Origin of the sequence: Acrocarpospora macrocephala, from assembly GCF_009687865.1 — a bacterium.
In the GTDB taxonomy this organism is placed as follows: Bacteria; Actinomycetota; Actinomycetes; order Streptosporangiales; family Streptosporangiaceae; genus Acrocarpospora; species Acrocarpospora macrocephala.
Genome location: NZ_BLAE01000017.1, coordinates 1 through 17984 on the forward strand (window position 1 = coordinate 1; position 17984 = coordinate 17984).

21 protein-coding genes and 1 tRNA gene are annotated in these 17984 nt (G+C 66.9%); 12 read left to right on the top strand and 10 right to left on the bottom strand.

Annotation, left to right across the window (positions count from 1 at the left end):
- Both Amac_RS16210 and Amac_RS16215 read right to left on the bottom strand, forming a co-directional pair.
- Window positions 1-290 (bottom strand): hypothetical protein (locus Amac_RS16210; protein ID WP_218041119.1); only part of this gene is annotated, 290 nt, incomplete at its 3' end.
- A gap of 224 nt (window positions 291-514) precedes the next feature.
- Window positions 515-685 (bottom strand): MbtH family NRPS accessory protein, encoded by a 171-nt coding sequence (locus Amac_RS16215; protein ID WP_246268386.1) that lies wholly within the window; start codon window positions 683-685, stop codon window positions 515-517.
- Window positions 686-780: 95 nt separating this feature from the next.
- On the opposite strand from Amac_RS16215, the gene Amac_RS16220 reads away from it, so the two are divergent.
- Both Amac_RS16220 and Amac_RS16225 read left to right on the top strand, forming a co-directional pair.
- The gene (locus tag Amac_RS16220; protein WP_155355222.1) at window positions 781-1926 is read left to right on the top strand and encodes an ROK family transcriptional regulator; all 1146 of its coding nucleotides are present in this window, start codon (window positions 781-783) and stop codon (window positions 1924-1926) included.
- Between the two features lie 170 nt (window positions 1927-2096).
- On the top strand, window positions 2097-3437 hold the full coding sequence (locus tag Amac_RS16225; RefSeq protein WP_246268387.1) for a glycoside hydrolase family 16 protein: 1341 nt from the start codon (window positions 2097-2099) through the stop codon (window positions 3435-3437).
- Between the two features lie 51 nt (window positions 3438-3488).
- Here the strand turns inward: Amac_RS16225 and Amac_RS16230 are convergent, their stop codons facing one another.
- Window positions 3489-4052 carry a hypothetical protein gene (locus tag Amac_RS16230; RefSeq protein ID WP_155355224.1) on the bottom strand — a complete coding sequence of 188 codons (564 nt, stop codon included), beginning with the start codon at window positions 4050-4052 and terminating at the stop codon, window positions 3489-3491.
- A 34-nt stretch (window positions 4053-4086) separates the two neighbouring features.
- Window positions 4087-4485: a response regulator transcription factor gene (locus Amac_RS16235; protein ID WP_246268388.1), complete on the bottom strand. Its 399-nt coding sequence runs from the start codon at window positions 4483-4485 to the stop codon at window positions 4087-4089.
- Between the two features lie 131 nt (window positions 4486-4616).
- On the opposite strand from Amac_RS16235, the gene Amac_RS16240 reads away from it, so the two are divergent.
- Window positions 4617-4688, top strand: a tRNA-Arg gene (locus Amac_RS16240).
- Between the two features lie 888 nt (window positions 4689-5576).
- Here the strand turns inward: Amac_RS16240 and Amac_RS16245 are convergent.
- Window positions 5577-5948, bottom strand: a complete 372-nt coding sequence (locus Amac_RS16245) for a hypothetical protein (protein ID WP_155355225.1) — start codon at window positions 5946-5948, stop codon at window positions 5577-5579.
- Between the two features lie 288 nt (window positions 5949-6236).
- Here Amac_RS16245 and Amac_RS16250 point away from each other — a divergent pair, with 288 nt between their 5' ends.
- The gene (locus tag Amac_RS16250) at window positions 6237-6464 is read left to right on the top strand and encodes a hypothetical protein (RefSeq protein ID WP_155355226.1); all 228 of its coding nucleotides are present in this window, start codon (window positions 6237-6239) and stop codon (window positions 6462-6464) included.
- 397 nt (window positions 6465-6861) lie between these two features.
- On the opposite strand, the gene Amac_RS16255 is transcribed toward Amac_RS16250, so the two are convergent.
- Window positions 6862-7761, bottom strand: coding sequence for a GAF domain-containing protein (locus tag Amac_RS16255; protein ID WP_155355227.1), 900 nt, complete (start codon window positions 7759-7761; stop codon window positions 6862-6864).
- A gap of 344 nt (window positions 7762-8105) precedes the next feature.
- Here Amac_RS16255 and Amac_RS16260 point away from each other — a divergent pair, with 344 nt between their 5' ends.
- The gene (locus tag Amac_RS16260) at window positions 8106-8825 is read left to right on the top strand and encodes a hypothetical protein (protein ID WP_155355228.1); all 720 of its coding nucleotides are present in this window, start codon (window positions 8106-8108) and stop codon (window positions 8823-8825) included.
- Between the two features lie 71 nt (window positions 8826-8896).
- Here Amac_RS16260 and Amac_RS16265 read toward each other — a convergent pair whose 3' ends face one another.
- Window positions 8897-9676: an enoyl-CoA hydratase/isomerase family protein gene (locus Amac_RS16265; RefSeq protein WP_155355229.1), complete on the bottom strand. Its 780-nt coding sequence runs from the start codon at window positions 9674-9676 to the stop codon at window positions 8897-8899.
- Between the two features lie 52 nt (window positions 9677-9728).
- On the bottom strand, window positions 9729-10346 hold the full coding sequence (locus Amac_RS16270; RefSeq protein WP_155355230.1) for a LysE family translocator: 618 nt from the start codon (window positions 10344-10346) through the stop codon (window positions 9729-9731).
- A gap of 133 nt (window positions 10347-10479) precedes the next feature.
- Here Amac_RS16270 and Amac_RS16275 point away from each other — a divergent pair, with 133 nt between their 5' ends.
- Window positions 10480-10932 (top strand): Lrp/AsnC family transcriptional regulator, encoded by a 453-nt coding sequence (locus tag Amac_RS16275; protein ID WP_155355231.1) that lies wholly within the window; start codon window positions 10480-10482, stop codon window positions 10930-10932.
- Window positions 10933-11048: 116 nt separating this feature from the next.
- Here the strand turns inward: Amac_RS16275 and Amac_RS16280 are convergent, their stop codons facing one another.
- Both Amac_RS16280 and Amac_RS16285 read right to left on the bottom strand, forming a co-directional pair.
- On the bottom strand, window positions 11049-11846 hold the full coding sequence (locus Amac_RS16280; RefSeq protein ID WP_170322512.1) for an IclR family transcriptional regulator: 798 nt from the start codon (window positions 11844-11846) through the stop codon (window positions 11049-11051).
- 48 nt (window positions 11847-11894) lie between these two features.
- Window positions 11895-12338, bottom strand: a complete 444-nt coding sequence (locus Amac_RS16285; protein WP_155355233.1) for a nuclear transport factor 2 family protein — start codon at window positions 12336-12338, stop codon at window positions 11895-11897.
- Window positions 12339-12571: 233 nt separating this feature from the next.
- Between Amac_RS16285 and Amac_RS16290 the strand changes: the two genes are divergently transcribed.
- The 6 genes from Amac_RS16290 (at window position 12572) to Amac_RS16315 (ending at window position 17924) form a co-directional block, all read left to right on the top strand.
- Window positions 12572-13399: an ABC transporter ATP-binding protein gene (locus Amac_RS16290; RefSeq protein WP_155355234.1), complete on the top strand. Its 828-nt coding sequence runs from the start codon at window positions 12572-12574 to the stop codon at window positions 13397-13399.
- A 58-nt stretch (window positions 13400-13457) separates the two neighbouring features.
- Window positions 13458-14306, top strand: a complete 849-nt coding sequence (locus Amac_RS16295) for an ABC transporter permease (protein WP_155355235.1) — start codon at window positions 13458-13460, stop codon at window positions 14304-14306.
- 42 nt (window positions 14307-14348) lie between these two features.
- Window positions 14349-15071: a maleate cis-trans isomerase family protein gene (locus Amac_RS16300; RefSeq protein ID WP_155355236.1), complete on the top strand. Its 723-nt coding sequence runs from the start codon at window positions 14349-14351 to the stop codon at window positions 15069-15071.
- 20 nt (window positions 15072-15091) lie between these two features.
- On the top strand, window positions 15092-15781 hold the full coding sequence (locus tag Amac_RS16305) for a hypothetical protein (protein WP_155355237.1): 690 nt from the start codon (window positions 15092-15094) through the stop codon (window positions 15779-15781).
- Between the two features lie 46 nt (window positions 15782-15827).
- On the top strand, window positions 15828-17024 hold the full coding sequence (locus Amac_RS16310; protein ID WP_170322513.1) for an amidohydrolase family protein: 1197 nt from the start codon (window positions 15828-15830) through the stop codon (window positions 17022-17024).
- 75 nt (window positions 17025-17099) lie between these two features.
- Window positions 17100-17924 carry an enoyl-CoA hydratase/isomerase family protein gene (locus Amac_RS16315; RefSeq protein ID WP_170322514.1) on the top strand — a complete coding sequence of 275 codons (825 nt, stop codon included), beginning with the start codon at window positions 17100-17102 and terminating at the stop codon, window positions 17922-17924.
- Window positions 17925-17984 lie beyond the last annotated feature (60 nt).

Sequence of the window (17984 nt, forward strand, 5' to 3'; positions counted from 1 at the left end):
AGGTGCTCGTGCATGACATCGTCTTTGCGTATCCCCTTGGCCAGGTGGGTCATGGGGATGGCGTGCTGGCGGGCAAAGGCGTGGATGGCCTGCTCGAAGCGTTCGCTGACCTGGCCAAGCGGAGCGGTGGAGGCGATGGGCAGACCGAGCTGGTGGTGGATGTAGCCGACCAGCGCTCGCGGATGTTGGAGCAGCGGCTGGTAGACGTTGAGGAACATCCGGTCGATCGACTCGATCTCGAGGGCCACATGCTCGGTCAGGACATCGGCGACGGTTCGGGGTAGCGTCATGACAAGCTCCGGTCGGATGTCGGCCCGAGTCGGCCGGCCACTGCCAGCAGGCGGTCAATAACGGGACACACACAGTGTCACCGTCTCCTCCGGCCGGAGCCCTTTCATCTACCCCAGCCGTCACACATGGCTTGTCGGGCTGGGGCGAAGCCCCGTTAGAGCTTGCTGAAAGGGTGGGTTCAACCGGGGGGCGAGTGGCTCGGTTGGGTTGGGAGTGGGGAGGGTCACACGATCGTGCCGTGGACGCCCCAGACTTCGGCGATATGGGTGAGGTGTTCCTGGTGGACGCCGTCGACGCCGGTCGCCCGCCATCCTTCGGGAGGGTCGGAGTCGGCGGGCCACAGGGCGTACAGTCCTTCGCCGCTGATGATGACCTTGAAGGTGGCCACAGTCACCTCCCTATCCTGAGAGCGCTCTCTACTGAGAGTGCTCGTATTTTCCGAACCCGTCAAGGGGTGTAGGTTCGGAACCTGAACATGGGAGATCGTTTATGGCGAACTCGTTGTCCGCGCTCCGGGAGTCCAACCGGCGCATGGTCACCGAAGCGGTAAGAAGAGCGGGCTCACTCACCCAGGCCCAGCTCGCCCGAACTACCGGCCTCTCTCCCGCCACCGTCTCCACCATCGTCCGGGAACTCCGCGACCTGGGCATTCTCGCGATCACCTCAGGTGGCGGCCGCCGCAACGCGGTCACGCTGGCCCCCGAGACCGGCCTTCTGGTAGGTATCGACTTCGGCCACTCCCACCTGCGCGTCGCGATCGGCGAGGCCACCCGCCAGATCCTGGCGGAACGCGCTATTCCGATCGACGTGGACGCCAGCGCCGCCGAGGGCCTGCTCGCGGCAGAACTGCTGGTAGACGAACTCCTGGAGACCCTGGGAGCCGAGCGTGTCGAGATCTTGGGAGTGGGACTCGGTGTTCCGGGTCCGATCGATCCGCTCACCGGCATCCTCGGGTCGAGCACGATACTGCCTGGGTGGGTGGGCATCAATCCGGCCCTCGCGATGGGCGAACGCCTGGGCCTGGCCGTACACGTGGACAATGACGCGAACCTGGGCGCGCTGGCCGAGGCGACCTGGGGGGCCGCGCGGGGGCGGCAGGACGTCACGTACCTGAAGATCGCCTCGGGGGTGGGTGCGAGCATCATCATCGACGGGCGTGTGTATCGCGGCGCGAGTGGCGCCGCGGGGGAGCTCGGGCACATCACGATCGATGAGAACGGCCGGCTGTGCCGGTGCGGGAATCGCGGGTGCCTGGAGACGCTGGCGGGTGGGCTTTATCTGACTGAGCTGGTCAGAGCCACCCACGGCCCGGGTGTCACGGTGCCCCGGCTGGTCGAGCTGGCCGCCGCGGGCGATGTCGGCTGCCGCCGGGTGATCGGTGACGCGGGCCGCCATCTGGGCGTCGCCGTGGCCAGTCTCTGCAACATTCTCAACCCCGGTCTGGTCGTGGTCGGCGGTGCTCTCGCCGAGGCGGGGGCGCTCCTCATCGACCCGATCCTGGAGGTCGTCCGCCGCCTCGCGATCCCCAGCGCCGCGGCCGTCCTCACCGTGGTTCCCGGCGTTCTGGGCGAGCGCGCCGGCGTGCTCGGCGCACTCGCCAGTGTTCAAGTCTCGAACATTGAGAGCGCTCTCTAACTTCTCACTTCTGGGCCTTGACCCTCGTTGGACTAAGGCGCAAAGTATCCTCAATCGCCCATCAGCGCTGCGGTGACTGCGGTATCCCCTCACCCGAGAGGTTCCTCATGCAATCCGTACGACTTAGAAAACGCTCTCTGCTGGCGTGGCTGACAGCTGTTCTCCTCCCCGTGAGCCTGCTCAACGCCATGACCGCCAACGCCGCCGTCCCGGCGACCCCCTCCGGCTGGAGCCTGGTCTGGTCCGACGACTTCAACGGCAGCGCGGGCTCGCTGCCCTCCTCGACCAACTGGCAGATCGACACCGGCCACTCCTACCCAGGCGGCCCCGGCAACTGGGGCACCGGAGAGATCCAGAACTACACCGCGAACTCCGCCAACGTCAGCCTGGACGGTGCCGGCAACCTCCGGATCACCCCCATCGGCAGCGGTCAGAACTGGACCTCCGCCCGCATCGAGACCCGCAGATCCGACTTCAAGCCCGCCGCCGGGCGAATCCTCCGGATCGAGGGCCGCATCCAGATGCCCAACGTCACCGGAAACGCGGCTCTCGGCTACTGGCCGGCCTTCTGGGCCCTGGGCGCGCCGTACCGGGGGAATTACTGGAACTGGCCCGCCATCGGCGAGTTCGACATCATGGAGAACGTTAACGGCCTCAACTCGGTCTGGGGCGTTCTGCACTGCGGTGTCAGCGCTGGCGGCCCGTGCAACGAGACCACCGGCCTCGGGAGCAGCCGCGCCTGTCCCGGCTCTTCCTGCCAGTCGGCCTTCCACACGTACCGCTTCGAATGGGACCGCTCGGTCAACCCCAACCAATTGCGCTGGTACGTGGACGGCCAGCAGTACCACAGCGTCAGCCAGGCCCAGCTCGACGCCACGACGTGGAATAACATGACCAGCCACGCCGGATATTTCATCCTTTTGAACGTGGCCATCGGCGGCGCCTTCCCGAACGCTCTCGCCGGGTTCGGCACTCCCACCGCCGCTACCGTCTCCGGCCGCCCCATGGTCGTCGACTACGTCGCCGTCTGGCAGAGCGGCACCGGCACCACCCCGCCGCCGAGCTCCCCGTCGCCTTCGCCGCCTCCCGGCGGTGGCGTGGACGCGCGCTCGACCATCCAGGCGGAGGCGTACCAGGCGCAACAGGGCACCATCCGCGAAACCACCACCGACTCCGGCGGCGGCCAGAACGTCGGCGCCATCGCCAACGGCGACTGGCTCCGCTTCGACGGCGTCAACTTCGGCGGGGCCGCCGCGACCCAATTCCGGGCCCGCGTCGCCTCAGGCGCGGCCGGCGGCGTCAGCGGCCTCGTCCAGGTCCGCCTCGACAGCCTCACCGGCCCGGTGATCGGCGACTTCGCCCTCGCCAACACCGGCGGCTGGCAAAGCTGGCGCACCATCCCCGCCAACATCGCCCCCGTAACCGGCACCCACACCGTCTATCTCACCTTCAGCAGCGGCCAGCCCGCCGACTTCGTCAACGTCAACTGGTTCACGTTCTCCACAACGTGAGCCCATGGCGGCCCGCGGGCTTGGACACGACCGTGTCCGGCCTGCGGGCCATCACGCCTCGGCGGACCACTGATGTTCTCCGAGGAACGACCGATCTCCCGTGGCGTACGCCAGGAAACACGCCCGAACCTCGGTCAGATCATCCAGCCGGGTGGCCCGGATGACCCCGCCCTCCTTGAACTCCAGCTCGTAATCCCCGGCTGAACCCGGAGAGACCTGCATGAAGTGCCGCCCATAAACGACAAGCGCCACAAACGGGTTCTGTACTGACATAGTCCCCAGCACGTCATGAATCAGGCCCAGATCGGGATCGGTCACCACCATCCCGTCCCCCGAGTGAAGCTGAATCCCCGTATAAGCTCCCAGCGGCTCCCGATTGTGCACAAGATCCCGCTGCGGGTCATAGCAGACAAGACCTTCATCCCGCGCGAACGCGAACACCGCGTTGGACACCTCATCCACCCGATCCGCCGCAATCCGGATCAGCCCACCACTGACGTCCTCATCGGGAAACCGCTCCTTGAGCATCGACCCTTCGGCATGCGAATACCGCTCCCGCGCCACCGCCCGCCCGATCGGCTCACTCTCCCGCCACACCGCCAGCACAAAACTCATGCCTCCGACGATAGTTGCGCCCACGGCCAGAGCCTCACGCCCCCGACGACTGGCGGGCCTCCGTGGCCAGATCGCGTACGACCTGAATCAGCTCGGCCGGATCGAACGGCTTCGTCAGGTACGCATCGACCCCGATGCCCAACCCCCGCCGCTTGTCGTCCTCCTGCGCCCGAGCGGTGATCAGCACGACCTTGATGTGCGTGGTCAGCACATCCCCCCGCAACTTGGTCGCCGTCTCCCACCCATCCATCCGCGGCATCATCACATCCAGCGTGATGACATCCGGATCCACCTCCCGCACCCGATCAAGACAATCCTGCCCATCGGACGCCGTGTACACATCGAAGCCCTCCAAGGTCAGATTGACCGCGATGAGCTGCCGAATGACCTCATCGTCATCCACTACGAGTACGCGCCCCAGAACCTCACCCACGGCCGCGAGGCTAACCCCTCCCAGGGGTACCACGCGCGCTTTTCACCGTATGTGTACGCCCCGACCGCAACACCCTCAACAATCATGGTGACGAGCGCCCCCAGACTGCTGGTAATCTAGCTACACGTTGAGCCCCCTTAGCTCAGGGGATAGAGCACCGGCCTCCGGAGCCGGGAGCGCAAGTTCGAATCTTGCAGGGGGCACATTCAAGAGCCAGCTCAGATCTTGTCTGAGCTGGCTCTTTGGGTGTCCGGTCACGTTCGTGGTCTTGCCACTCTGCGACACCAGATGACGGGTCGCGCGATCCATACGCGATCCATGATCACGCTCCATCCTCGCGGGCCCGGTTCATCCGCTCGATCCAGACCTCGTCGTAGCCGGACCATGCAGCGGTGGTAGATCCGCTGCAGGACTTCGACGCTGTGACCCGCCCACTGCGCGACCTGAGCCGCCGGGACGCCGGCCGACAGCCTCCAGGTCACTCCTGCGTGCCGCAAGTCGTACGGCGTCCACATCAGCGGCGCCGTGGCCTGATCGGGGAAAAGCGAACGCTGCCGGACCTTCTTCCAGAGCTTTCCATACGTAGATTGTCGGTACGGGCCGACCGCTCTCGGACCGGAATAGCCGGCCATCAGGCGCCACGCCGAATCGCTGGATGTGCTCACGCAGAAGCGTGACGAGTTCGGGTGGAATCGGGACGGGGCGGACGGTCTTCTTCGAGCGGCCCTTCAAGCCACGCTCGTCATGAAGGTCACCACTGTCGGTGAAGTCCTTGCCGGCCTCTGGTGAAGATGCTTCCAGGATGAGCTTGCCCATCCGGTTCGGGGAGATGGCAGTCGGGTTTCCGCAGTCGGCTGGCCTCGCCAGGGCGCATCATCGCGTAGTACAGACACCTGAAGAAGGCCACGAACGTGGCCCCTGACGTCGTCCGACACGTCCGCAGGCGGCCAACGCGGCGGCGACCTGCTCCGGGTTGCCGACCACCCGAGGATCGACCGCGGCATCGACTTCCTCGACGCGCAGGCGTCCAGCGCCTTCCCGGCCACCTTCGGCTCGTCCAGGCTGCTGATCGGAACCGACGCCTTGCGCAGTCATCTCAGAGTCGTGGCCACCGGCTCAGGCTGGTCAACGTCCTTTCGGGATGGCAGGAACGCCCAGCGCAGCGCGTCTCGTAACTGTTCGGTGCCTGGGGCTCCGCGCGTCTCACGGACCAGGGCACACGTAACCGCGATCATGCCCTCTAAAGTCGAGCGCCGGGAGTTGGCGGCGATCTTCGACCATTTGTTGTCCATGTAGTCGCTGGCGTGCTCAAACCATGTGATCGTCTGCGCTTCTCGGTGGATCGAGTCCGGTAGCCCGGTCTCGGTGTCGAACGCTTCGCCCTTGCAGGCCGCAGTGATGAGCTGTGCCTGGAAGGAGTCCGCCAGCGCATACGTGAGATACGACTGGGACGGGCGGTCCACGCAGCTAACGAAGCGCTACGCGAGAGGATCTGAGCTCGTCCAACGATCCGGAAGAAGCTGCCGATCGCCTCATGGTTCACGCTGGCGTGGCCCGCGATCACCGCCGCCATGCGGCAGGAAGTTCCCTGAGCTGGTCGGCCCGGCGCCGGCTATAGGGCATGCGCTGGGCCGATCTTCACCGGCCACGATCGCGACGGTTACATTCACAGGGCCCCTATGGGTTGGCCAGCCCTCCCACCGGATCGGCTCCGCTGCCTATTGGTGTACAGGTGCTCTATTCTGTCCGGCATGGCCTTCATCGAGGAGCGCATCGACACGGTCGAGACCGACATCGCCGAGATCAAAGACCGTCTCGGCAACATCGAGACCTCGGTCGGCCTATTGCAGAACTCCATGGCGAACCTGGAGGAAACGCAGGCGTTGATGCGTGACGACGTCGCCGACCTGAAAGCCGGGCAGATGGAGATCCGCGACCTACTCGCCCGCGTCGTCGCCCGCCTGGAAGGCGTGCAATAGGGGAGAGCCCGGTGCGCCCCTGGTCGGGGGGTCACGCCTCACTTCCCTACGGGGTTGAGAACCACTCCTCCGGCCGGGCATCGGCGCGGCCGTGCGGCTCGCGCCGCCGCCCTGCATGAGCGCGGCCACCTGGTCAGCAGTGAACGTGGCGACGTGGCCCTGGAGAGCACAGCCCTCGGTGCGCGCTTGCTCATGGTGAAGCCGTACCCGCAATCGGATCTCTGTTCCTGGCGGGTAAGCCAGCTTTGCCCACTATCTTGCTCCGTGTTCCGTTCCGTCCAGGGCTCACCGATACGTCCGGGACGAAAGCCGCCGACGCCCGGCTCGGCCTGTCACCAGAGCTCATCACACCAGTCAAGAGGATCGTGTAACTTCTGATCGTTTTTAGAGGGCTGATCTAGCGGCGTAGGAGCAATGCCTGTACGGCGATGCCGACCGGCTCTCCGGGATCAGTCACCGGCCGCGCGACGAGTCTGGCCGTGCGGCCATCGGAGAGTGGTATCTCCGCCACAGCCGCCCGGCCCTGCGCGACCATGTTCACGGCGGCGTCTTCCAGGGCGAGCCGATCGTGGCGGCACAGGTCCCGGAGCGCGGAGCGCGACGCGGCGATTGCCGCTCTGGTCCCCGGTGCCCCGAGGTACCTCCTCATCAGGGCCTGCTCGCGTTCTGTGCTCAGTTCGAACAGCCTTTGCTCGACGGCGCGCGCCGCTCGCCGGGCGGCGGCCATCATCTCCGCGTTCGCCCTCTCGCGCGGGGCGCCGACGCACACGACCCCTTCCACGTGCCCGCTGAGAGGATGGCGCACCGGTTCGCCTACAGCGGTGAAGTCGCGCAGCTTTTCTGAGAAGTGCTCGTTGCCCGAGATCTGGCAGGTTCGCCGTTCCAGCAGCGTGGAGCCGACGGCGTTGGTGCCGATTTCCGACTCGGCGCAGCTGAAGCCGGGAACGGCGCAGACCCTGTCCAAGGCTCTGTGCAGTGAGGTCTCACCCACGACACGCAGAAGGTGCATTCCGGACGATTCGCTCAGGAATACACTCGTCGAGGTCCCGGCGACGCTGGTCCGCAGCCGGTCGAATACGGGCCGGGCTGCGCGCACCAGGATGTTGTCGTAGTCCACATCCTCGAGCAGGCGCGGCTGGAAGGTGGCGGGGGTGAGCCCGGCGGTCTGACAACGCTGCCACGAGTGCAGGATCGGAGCACGCACTTCCTGTCCCGTGAGCCGTCCGCTCAGGAACCTCTCCACGATCTCGCCCGCGGGTCCTCCCCCATCATCCCAGGTATCTGCACTCCAGCTCACTTGGTGTTTGCTCCTTGCCGCAGGTCACAGGTGGCACTTTGAGCACGATGACCTCATATTATTTCCATCTGGAAATCCCAAGCATAATTGACCCAATTTGTTTATCGATAAATCGCCAAGATATTGGATAAATTCGAAAGAGGCAGACTGCGGGCCACGTCGCAGCACTCCGCTCTACGCCGCCTGCGGACCGAAAGTTTGACTGCGGCGATAGGCCCAAGCACGTCGGCCCGGAGGGCCGCGAAAGCCCCTCCGACATCGGCGCCCTGCTCATCTGGCAGCAGCCGCACCCCCTCTACCTGCTCGAACTGCTCCATCGCGGTCACCAGGAGCCGGAGCACCTGGTGACCCGCTTCGCGGAACTGGTCGAGGAAACGGCCCTGTTCATGGCTTCCTTCGCCGAAGAACGCGACGGCGTCCACCACCTGCCCGCGCCGCTTGTGCCCGCTCAGGAGTTCTACGACGCCAAGACCACCGAGGACCCCACCTTCGAGCTCGCCTACTGGTGGTGGGGCCTGGAGATCGCCCAGCGCCGGCGCGAACGCCTCGGTCTCAAACGGCACGAGCACTGGCGCCGAGTCCAGGACGGCCTGGCCGTACCACGCCACGACGGAGGCGTTTACGCGGCCATCGCCACCGAGCCCTACCTGCGCCGCGACGACCATCCCTCGATGCTGTGCGCCCTCGGCATGGTCCCCGCCACCCCGCTCATCGACCCCGCCACCATGGAGGCGACCCTCCTCGACGTGCGCGGCAACTGGGACTGGAACAGCGCCTGGGGCTGGGACTTCCCCGCCATGGCCATGACCGCCACTCGCCTCGGCCGCCCGGACCTGGCCGTGGACGCCCTGCTCATGGACACTGCCAGGAACTATTACCTGCCCACCGGCCACAACCCGCAGATGGGCAGCTTCCTGCCGATCTACCTGCCGGCCAACGGCGCCCTGCTCGCGGCCGTGTCACTCATGGCCGCCGGCTGGGAGAGCGCCGCCCAGGAGGCCCCCGGCTTTCCTACCGACGGCACCTGGACCGTCCGGCACGAAGGGTTCACGCCATGGCCTTAGTACTGTGATCCTGGTGAACCGCCCCGACTTCTACCAGGCGGGCATCGGCGCTCAGGGGCCGGCCGTGCGACTCACCACGGTGCCGGGGTGCCTTTGAGCTGTTGCCAGTAGCGTCGGTGCGCGTGCCGGGCCTGGTCGCTTGTCATGCCGTCGGGAAGCTCGCCATCGAGCGGGTCGGCGAGTTCGGCGATGTCGCGTAGGGCAGCGGCTTGGCAGGCCCGCTTGGTGAACGCGTACTGCTCGAGGCAGTCCTCGGGTGTCTGCTCAGCGATGGTGACGGCTCGGTCCAACAGCTGCTCGGCCGGCACCAGTTCGTGCACCATGCCGAGCGCGTGCGCCTGGTCTGGGGTGAAGACCTCCCCGAGCAGGCAGGTCCGGGTCGCGACCGGCTCGCCCCAGGCGTAGGCGAGCATGCGGACGTATACCGCGGGCATCGGGATGCCGATCGGCACCTCGTTGAGGGCGAACCGCGCCCCGTCGGCGACGGCGATCCGGTGGTCGCACACGGCGGCGGTGATGAGGCCGCCGGCGAAGGCGTGCCCGTTCAGCGCCGCCACCGTCGGGCGCGGGTAGGTGAACAGGCGCATGTTCGTCGCCCGGTAGTCGCCGAACCAGGACGCGACGGCTGCGGGGTCGCCGGCGAAGAGCGGGAAATGCTCGCCGAGGTCGAGGCCGGTAGAGAAGCGTGTGCCGGTGCCGGTCAGCACGACGGGCGATTCCGCATGATCGCGCTCCAGCCGGTCGAACGCCTCGTGCAGGTCGGCGAAGAAGGCCCGGTTCTGCGCGTTGACCGGGTTGGTCGTCATCGTCACCACAGCGACGCGACCTCGCCGCTCGATCGTCCAGCTCATGCTCGTCCCTCCGCTCGCTCCGCCACGACACCACCGCCGGCCGTTTCGGCCTCTACCCGACCAGCTGCTCCACCAGCAGTAACACACCGATCGCCACCATCGCGGCGCCGGAGAAGCGGCTCACCGCCCGCGCCGCAGCGGGCCTTGCCCGCAGCACCCGCCGTGCTCCCGCGCCTACTGCTGTGTAGACCACGGCGCAGCTGGCCACATGAACCAGCCCCAACACCATGATCTGCACCGCTGGCGGCCAACCCGCGTCCGGGTCGGTGAACTGCGGCAGCAGCGCCAGGAACAGCAGGAACACCTTCGGGTTGAGCCCGCTGATCCCTGCCCCTTTTACCAGCTGCCGCACCCATGAGCCGGCGGCCTGCTTCGCACCGGCCTGCGGGGCTGAGGGACGAGCCAGCGTGCCAATCCCCAGCCAGACCAGATATGCCGCGCCCGTCACGGTCAGCGCGGTCATCACCAGCGGCGAGCGGGCCACCAGGGCAGCCACTCCGGCCGCCACTACTACGGTGGCCGCCAGATGCCCGGCCAGCAGCCCGCTCACCGCCGGCAACACCGTCCGATGCCGCAGCCCAGCCGCGATCGCGTACGCCCAGTCCGCCCCCGGTGTCACCACGAACATCAACGACACCGCCCAGAACGCGGCGACGGTACCGACCGCCATGACCTCGCATCTCCTTCCACTCGTGGGAACCCCAGAGGGTCTGAGGGCCCCGGAGGGAAGGTTAGGCGCGAATGTCCGAAATGTGCTTCCAATCTTTCCTGCTGAAGCGGGTCTGTGGGGGAGAATCTACCCCGTGGACGATGTAGACCGGAGAATCCTTGCCGAGCTCCAGCAGGACGGGCGCCTTACCGTCACCGAACTCGCTGAGCGCGTCCGCCTCAGCGTCTCGCCCTGTCACCGCCGGTTGCGCGCCTTGGAGCGCTCCGGCGCGATCAGTGGCTACCGCGCACACCTCGACGCCAACGCCCTCGGCCTGACCTTCGAGGCCCTCGTCTTCGTCACCATGCGCGCCGCGGACCGCGACACCGTCGACGCCTTCGAGCAGGCGGTCGCCGCCGTGCCCCACGTCCTGCAGGCCCAACGGCTCTTCGGTGACCCCGACTACCTCCTGCGCGTCATCACCCGCGACCTGCCCGCCTTCCAGAAGCTGTACGACGACCGCCTCGCCACCCTCCCCGGCGTCCACCGCCTCAGCTCCACCCTCGTCATGAAGAGCGTCGTCGAGAACCGGCCGCTGCCCCTGTGAGCCGCGGCTTGCTCGGCGACCCAAGCCCCGATCGTGATATGGACGTCGCTGGTGACCTCGCCATTGGCGAGGTCACCAGCACCACAACCTTCACCCGACGAGAGACGAGTTCAGTTTCAGTGCACGAGCTTGCTGCCGATTCGATCGGCGAACGCTTCCGCGAAACTGTGGAGTTCGGCGACGATGGCCGACGGGTCGGCTGACGCGGACCTTTCCGTAAGGGTGAAGCTCACTCCGATGAGCCCGTCGCTGCGCCGGGGCGTTCGCACCGCTATACCGAAGCAGCGCAGGCCTTCGACGATCTCGCCGCTCTCGATCGAGTAGCCCCGGGCGCGGGTCGCTTCCAGCTCCTCGTGGAGGCGGTCGACTGATTGGATGGAGCGAGTCGTTATCGGCTCCAGCCGTCCATCCGCCGGCAGCCTCTTCTGAAGGTCCTCGTCGCTCGTCGCCGCGAGCAGGGCCTTGCCCGTGGCGGTGCAATAGGCCGGGACCGATCGGCCGATCTCGGAGACCAAGCCGAGGTTGAGCGGGTCTCGCCCATCGTGACGGGCGAGGTAGACCACGGACAGGCCGCTGCCGAGTACCCCCAACTGCACGGTCTGAAGCAGACCCGGATAGGTGCTGCGGCACAGCTCATAGAACTCCTCGACCTCGGTGACGCTCTTGAGGTAGGAGTTGCTGAGTTCGGCGAGCCGATCCCCCAGTTGGTAGCCGCCGTTGCCGCGTCGGAGCAGGCGCTCGTCGAGCATCGCTCCGCACAGGTTGAGGACGGTTGACTTCGGCACCCCGGTGAGCCGGCTCAGGTCGCTGGGCCCCAAGGGCTGCTTCGGGTGCTCGGCGAGCAGCGACAGGATCGCGACAGCGCGAGTCAGAGCTGGCGAGCGGGAACGGCGGCTCTCCGCACTGTTGGTCATCAAACCCTCCGCCGACGGCGCTGCCGAGTTGGTGTCACCGGCCATGACTTACGCCGGTTGCTGGGGATAGCCGCGCTCAGCATAGTCGAAGCCGCCGAGTTCGAGTCTATTCAGGGACTTGTCCTGGGGCGAAGCGTAGTAGGCGCGGATTTCGGTGATGAGACCATCCTCATCGAATTCGTACCATTCGGTCCCGCGGAGCACGACCCCGGCCGCCTGCTTGAAGTGCGTCCACTCGCTGACGGCGGACCTGCGGCCGGGGTCGACCGCGATCGCGTCGACAGTCCACGCCGACCCCCTCGTGCGGACGAGTTCCGCCCAGCGCTCAGCGATATACCGACCTCCGCGCCAGGGCCCGTCGTACATGTCGGGCGGGAAGTAGTGCACGGCATCAGCGCTCAGGTGGATCGCGACGGCGTCGGGGTCGCCGGACGTGCATGCGTCCATGTACGCCTGGACGCGGGACTCAAGGTCCGCGGCGGAGATCGTCATCAAGGGGCCCTTCCAGTTGCCTATGGACAGGCCTGATGCTAGGGACTACCGTAACCCACGGTCAACATTTTGGTTCGCCGGTCAGTATTTTGATCGGTCGCGACCGCGGCGTCAAAAGGGACGTGCACGTGGAATCAAGCAAGACGGAAGTTGTCGGATCGTCGGCTGCGGTGCATTTGGGCTCTGGCCGCGAAGATCCGCGGCGCCGACCGGAGCAAAGGAGTTCACCACCGATGACGACGGACTCAGGCGAGCTCAGGGTCGGGACCCGAGGGGCGACGAACGCCAATGTGTCGGCAGCGGCGTTGCAACACGTCCACATGACCTATCAGGCGCGTCGCGGGGAGAACGTCCTGGCGTTGAAGGACGTATCGCTGGACATCCTCCCGAAAGAATTCGTGACCATCATCGGACCGAGTGGATGCGGCAAGAGCACGCTAATCAAGATCATCGCAGGTCTCGTGCGCCCCTCGTCCGGAGAGGTGTTGCTGGGCAGTTCCGAGGTCACCGGCCCGTCCGCCGACGTCGGGCTGGTGTTCCAGCAGCCCGTCCTGCTGCCCTGGAGGAACGTCAGCAAGAACGTCAGCCTTCCCCTTGAGGTTCTCGACAGCGCCAAGAACGACCGTCGCGCCGCCGTCGAGCAGCTCCTCGATCTCGTCGGTCTGGGCAAGTACGGCAAGCACTACCCGCACGAGCTGTCGGGTGGGATGCAGCAGCGGGTCAGCATCGCGCGGGCGCTCGTCCACGACCCGGACGTCCTGCTGATGGACGAGCCGTTCGGCGCCCTCGATGCCTTGACTCGTGACCAGATGTCGTTCGAGCTGATGCGCATCTGGAGCGAGCGGTCGAAGACCGTGGTCTTCGTAACCCACAGCATTCCCGAGGCGATCTTGCTGGCTGACCGGGTGGTCGTCATGTCCAAGTCCCCTGGGGAGATCGCCGAGATCATCGACATCGAGCTGCCCCGCCCTCGCCGCAACGAAATGGTCAATACCCCCGAGTTCGGGGCGTACGTCCAGCGTGCACGTACGTTGCTCAACGCTGAGACCACCGCGCACTGAGCCCCTGATGTCGGCAGCGAACCAGTTCATCACGTCGAACGAATCGGAGGGTCAGACGATGGCCCAGAAGGTAACAACAGCGGTCGGCTCCGTGGAGCGCAAGCAGGTCCCCGCACGGCGCAGGTTCAGCCAGCGACCGATCGACTTCTTGACGACGTTCGCCGCGATTGTGGCGGCCATCGCCCTGTGGCACTTCGCCATCACGTACTTCGAGGTCGAGTCTTACCTGTTCCCGGCGCCTCTTCCGGTCCTGAACGCTCTCATCGAGGGCTTGAGCGACGGCTCCCTCCTCACCAACGGGTGGGTGACCCTGAGCGAGGTGCTGATCGGTTTCAGCTTCGGATCGCTGCTGGCGATCACCTTGGCAGTGCTCATCACGCGGTGGCGGTTCGTCGAGCGCACCTTCTACCCCTTCATCGTGGCGTTCCAGACCGTCCCGAAGATCGCACTCGCACCGCTCGTCATCACGTGGATGGGCTTCGGCCAGACCTCGAAGATGCTCATGGCAGGCCTCCTGGCGCTGTTCCCCGTACTCGTCAACACGATCACCGGGCTGAAGTCCGTCGAGCAGGACCAGCTCGACCTGATGCGCGCTCTCCAGGCCACTGACTGGCAGATCTTCCGTTACGTACGGTTGCCACGAGCCCTGCCCTACATGTTCGCCGGGCTCGAGATCGCCATCGTCTTCAGCGTGATCGGCGCCATCGTCGGGGAGTTCGTGGGCGCCAAGGCGGGACTCGGCTATCTGATCCAGTCCAGTCAGGCCACTTTGGACGCGACCACCACCGTCGCCGTGCTCGTCGTCCTCTCGGTCATGGGACTCGTCCTGCACCGCATCGTGATCTTCGCGAAGAGCCGCCTCGTGTTCTGGCTCCGCACCGACGACGGCGCCGTCGTGGGCGTCTGAGGGGTATTCGTCGTGGCCCTCGTCCGTCCAGAAGGAATCAACGTGCCGATCCATGTAGGGGTGATGGTGCCGTCATTGAACACGGTCATCGAGCAAGAGTGGCACGAACTGGCCCCTACCGGGGTGCACGTCCACCTGGAGCGAATCCATGTGACCCAGACGGACGTGTGCGACGATCACGGCTTCGCGGCACTCTACGGTCAGGTGACCGGCGGTATGGCCCAGAGCCTGGAGCGACTGGGGGAGTGCCGGCCTGACCGGATCGTGCTGGGCATGGCGTCGGTGTTCTACGGAGGTGCCGACGGCTCCAAGGCTCTCGTCGAGGACCTCCAGCGCCACACCGACATCGAGCTCGTCGCCGCATCGCACAGCCTCGTGACCGCCCTGCGCGAGATGGGCGTTGAGCGGGTCGGGCTCCTCAACCCCTACCAGGGGTTGGACGACGGTCAGATGGAACGCTTCTTCGTCGAGTCCGGTTTCGAGCTGACCGGAGCCGGCGGCCTGCCCGGCACATCGATCCGCGACGTCCCGCGAACCTCCGTCGAGGACCTGGTGGCGTGCCTCGCACGGCTGGCGGAGACAGGTCCGCAGGCCATCGTGCAGGTCGGGGCGAACCTGGGGATCGTCGGCCTTTTGGAATCGGCCGAGGCCTGGCTCGGCATCCCCGTGCTCTCTTCCAACGCGACCGGGCTGTGGGCTGCTCTCCGCAGCTGCGGACGAGAAGACCGGTTGTACGGATACGGACGGCTATGGCGAGACCACTGAGCTCGGGACGGGAGACAGGGATGACGGCGATACGATCCGCCGAGGACGTCCGGCGGATCGGCGTCCTGATCGAGGCGTCCCACCGCACGATCGAGTCCGCCCTGTGGTCGGCACTGCCGCCCGGCGCGACCCTCACCACCGCGCGCGTCTCGAACCCGGTCCGACCCGGGTCCCAGGACGGCTCCGGCGCGCACCCGGATCCGTTGGCGGCAGGCCTGGACAGCGTCATGACGACCGAGCCGCAGGCCGTGGTGGTGGCCATCGAGAGCGCGGGCCTGGGCGCCGGCCTGGCCGGTCTGCGCGATATCGAGCATTCCTTGTCCACGCACGCCCAGGTCCCTGTCATCACCATGAGCGGGGCGGTGGTCGAGTGGTTGCTGGTGCGCCCGTGGCTGCGGCACCTCGCCCTGGTCGCTCCCGTCGACCCATGGACGCACGAACAGTTCGTCCGGGTGCTGCGCGAGGCGTCCCTGCAGGTCGGCGTCGGCGCGGACGAGCCCCTCGTCGACGCGGCGGCGACATCTCAGCAGATTATCCGAGCCTACCGGGCCTGCGCGGTCTCCGGTCCGGACGCCATCGTCCAGTGGGGCGGTCAAGGCTCCGACGTCGTCGGCGACCTCACGCCGTGGACGAGATCGCCCGTCGTGTCGAGCGTCCGCGCCCTCCTGGAGGTCGCCCTCGACCGCATGTCCCGACACGCCACGCCCTAGGCCGACCACGACTACGCGCACCTGAGAAAGGATGTGTGCTGGTGAGATGACCCAGACTCACAACACGGGCGAGCCGGTGAGCTATGACCTCGTCCTGCGCGGCGGGCGGGTGTTCGACACCACGCTCGCGCCGACTCCGACCGTCTTGGACATCGCCATCACCGGCGGACGGGTGGAGGCTGTGGCGCCGCACGTCGACGGCGCGGGGAAGCGGGAGATCGACTGCACCGACCGCGTCGTGACCCCGGGACTGCTGGACGTGCACGTCCACTGCTTCGAGGGAATGCTCATGAACGTCGGCATGTCGTCCTACGACGCGACCCTGCGTCGTGGCGTGGTCGGCTGTGTCGACGCGGGCACGTCAGGAGCCTCCAACTTCCGTGGCTTCCGTCGCTTCGTGGCGGACGGCAACGAGGCCCGCGTCCTGGCGTTCCTCAACGTCTCGGTGCTCGGAGTGACGGACACGCGGCACGGCGAGTTGCCGGACGCTTCGGTCATCCACGTGGACGACGCGGTGAACGCCGCCAAGGCGAACCCCTCGATCATCCGCGGATTCAAGGTGCGGCTGTCCCGGAACGTCGCGTCGGAACCGGCGAAGTCGCTGGACCTGGCCCGCGAGATCGCTGACCTGGCGGGCCTGCCACTGATGGTTCACATCAGCAAGACGGACATCGGCATCGACGACATCCTGGCGCGGCTTGCCCCCGGAGACGTCGTCACCCACGTCTTCACCGGGCTCGAGGGAGGCATCCTCGCGAACGGCTCGGTGCGGCCTGCGGCCTGGGCGGCCCGTGAACGGGGAGTGCTGTTCGACATCGGTCACGGCCGTACCCAGTTCGACCACCGGGTGGCCCGTATCGCGCTCGACGAGGGCTTCGTCCCCGACTTCCTGGGTTCGGACCTCAGCAACGGCAACCAGTTCGGTCCGGCCTTCGATCTCCCGACCGTCATGGCCAAGATGGTCACCCTGGGGATGCCGATGGAGCGCGTGGTCGCGGCGACGACGCTCCGCGCCGCGGAGTTCCTCGGGCTGCGGGACGAGGGCTACGGCGCGATCACGGTGGGCGACCCGGCGTTCGTCACCGTCATGGAGCAGCTCGACCACGCGGACTCGCTGCCGGACGCCTCCGGGTCGGAGCTCCAGGTCAGGCGGCTGGAGCCGCTGTTCGCCGTCAACAGGGGCGTCGTCCATGACTCCGATCCGTGGCGGGGCGGGCAGCCCGAGCCGCCGGCGGAGTGGTGATGCATCACCTCAACGGCAGGACTCGGGGATTCGCTACGTCGTGGGTCGGGTGGCCGGCCAGAGGAGGAGGGCTTCGTGAGCTCGTGGGTGAAGCTGGTCGTGGACGAGGACGAGGCCGCGGGCATCGTGTGCGTCACGCTCAACCGACCTGAGAAGCGGAACGCGCTGGACACCGAACTGCTGAGCGAGTACTCCAGCGTCCTGGAGTCATACCTGGGCTCCCCGACGATCCGGGTCATCGTGACCCGGGGCGCGGGGACGGTGTTCTGCGCCGGCATGGACTTGCACGATCTCAAGGACTGGGCCCACAGGTGGGACACCGGGGAGGTGGCGTGGTCCGACGCCGGGCCCCTGTCGAGGGCGATGCGGCTGCTGCGTGAGCACACCTGCATCACGGTCGCCTCCGTCCAGGGCGTGTGCGCCGGCGGTGGGATCGCCCTGGTGGTGGCCCACGACCTGGCGGTCGCCTCGGACACGGCGCGGTTCATCCTGCCGGACACGGCGCGGGGAAGCTTCGGCGCCGTCGCGGCCGCCGCGCTCCATTTCGCCGTCCCGACCAAGGTCGCCTTCGACATGCAGCTCACCGGTCGCGAACTCCTCGGACCAGAGGCGATGTCGCTGGGGCTTGTGTCTCGATCGGTACCGCCCGATCGGCTGCCGGCCGAGACGGAGGAGGTCGCCGCCCAGGTCGCGAGCCGGCGACGGGAACCGCTGATCCACGCCAAGATGGCGCGTCGCCTCAACGAAGGCCGGCCCTTGATGGACACCATGAGCGTCGATCTGCTCGTCCGGACGAAGCAGGACGTCGTCCGGAACTCGTTCAGCGACGTCACCGGATTCCTCGCCTCGCGCAAGGGCGCGGCGGACGCCCCGCCGGAGGCCTCGCAGGCGATCCGCTAGCCCGGACTCGTCACGTCCCGACCGGCAACCAACCCCCTGGCGCGAGCCCATCACACAAGA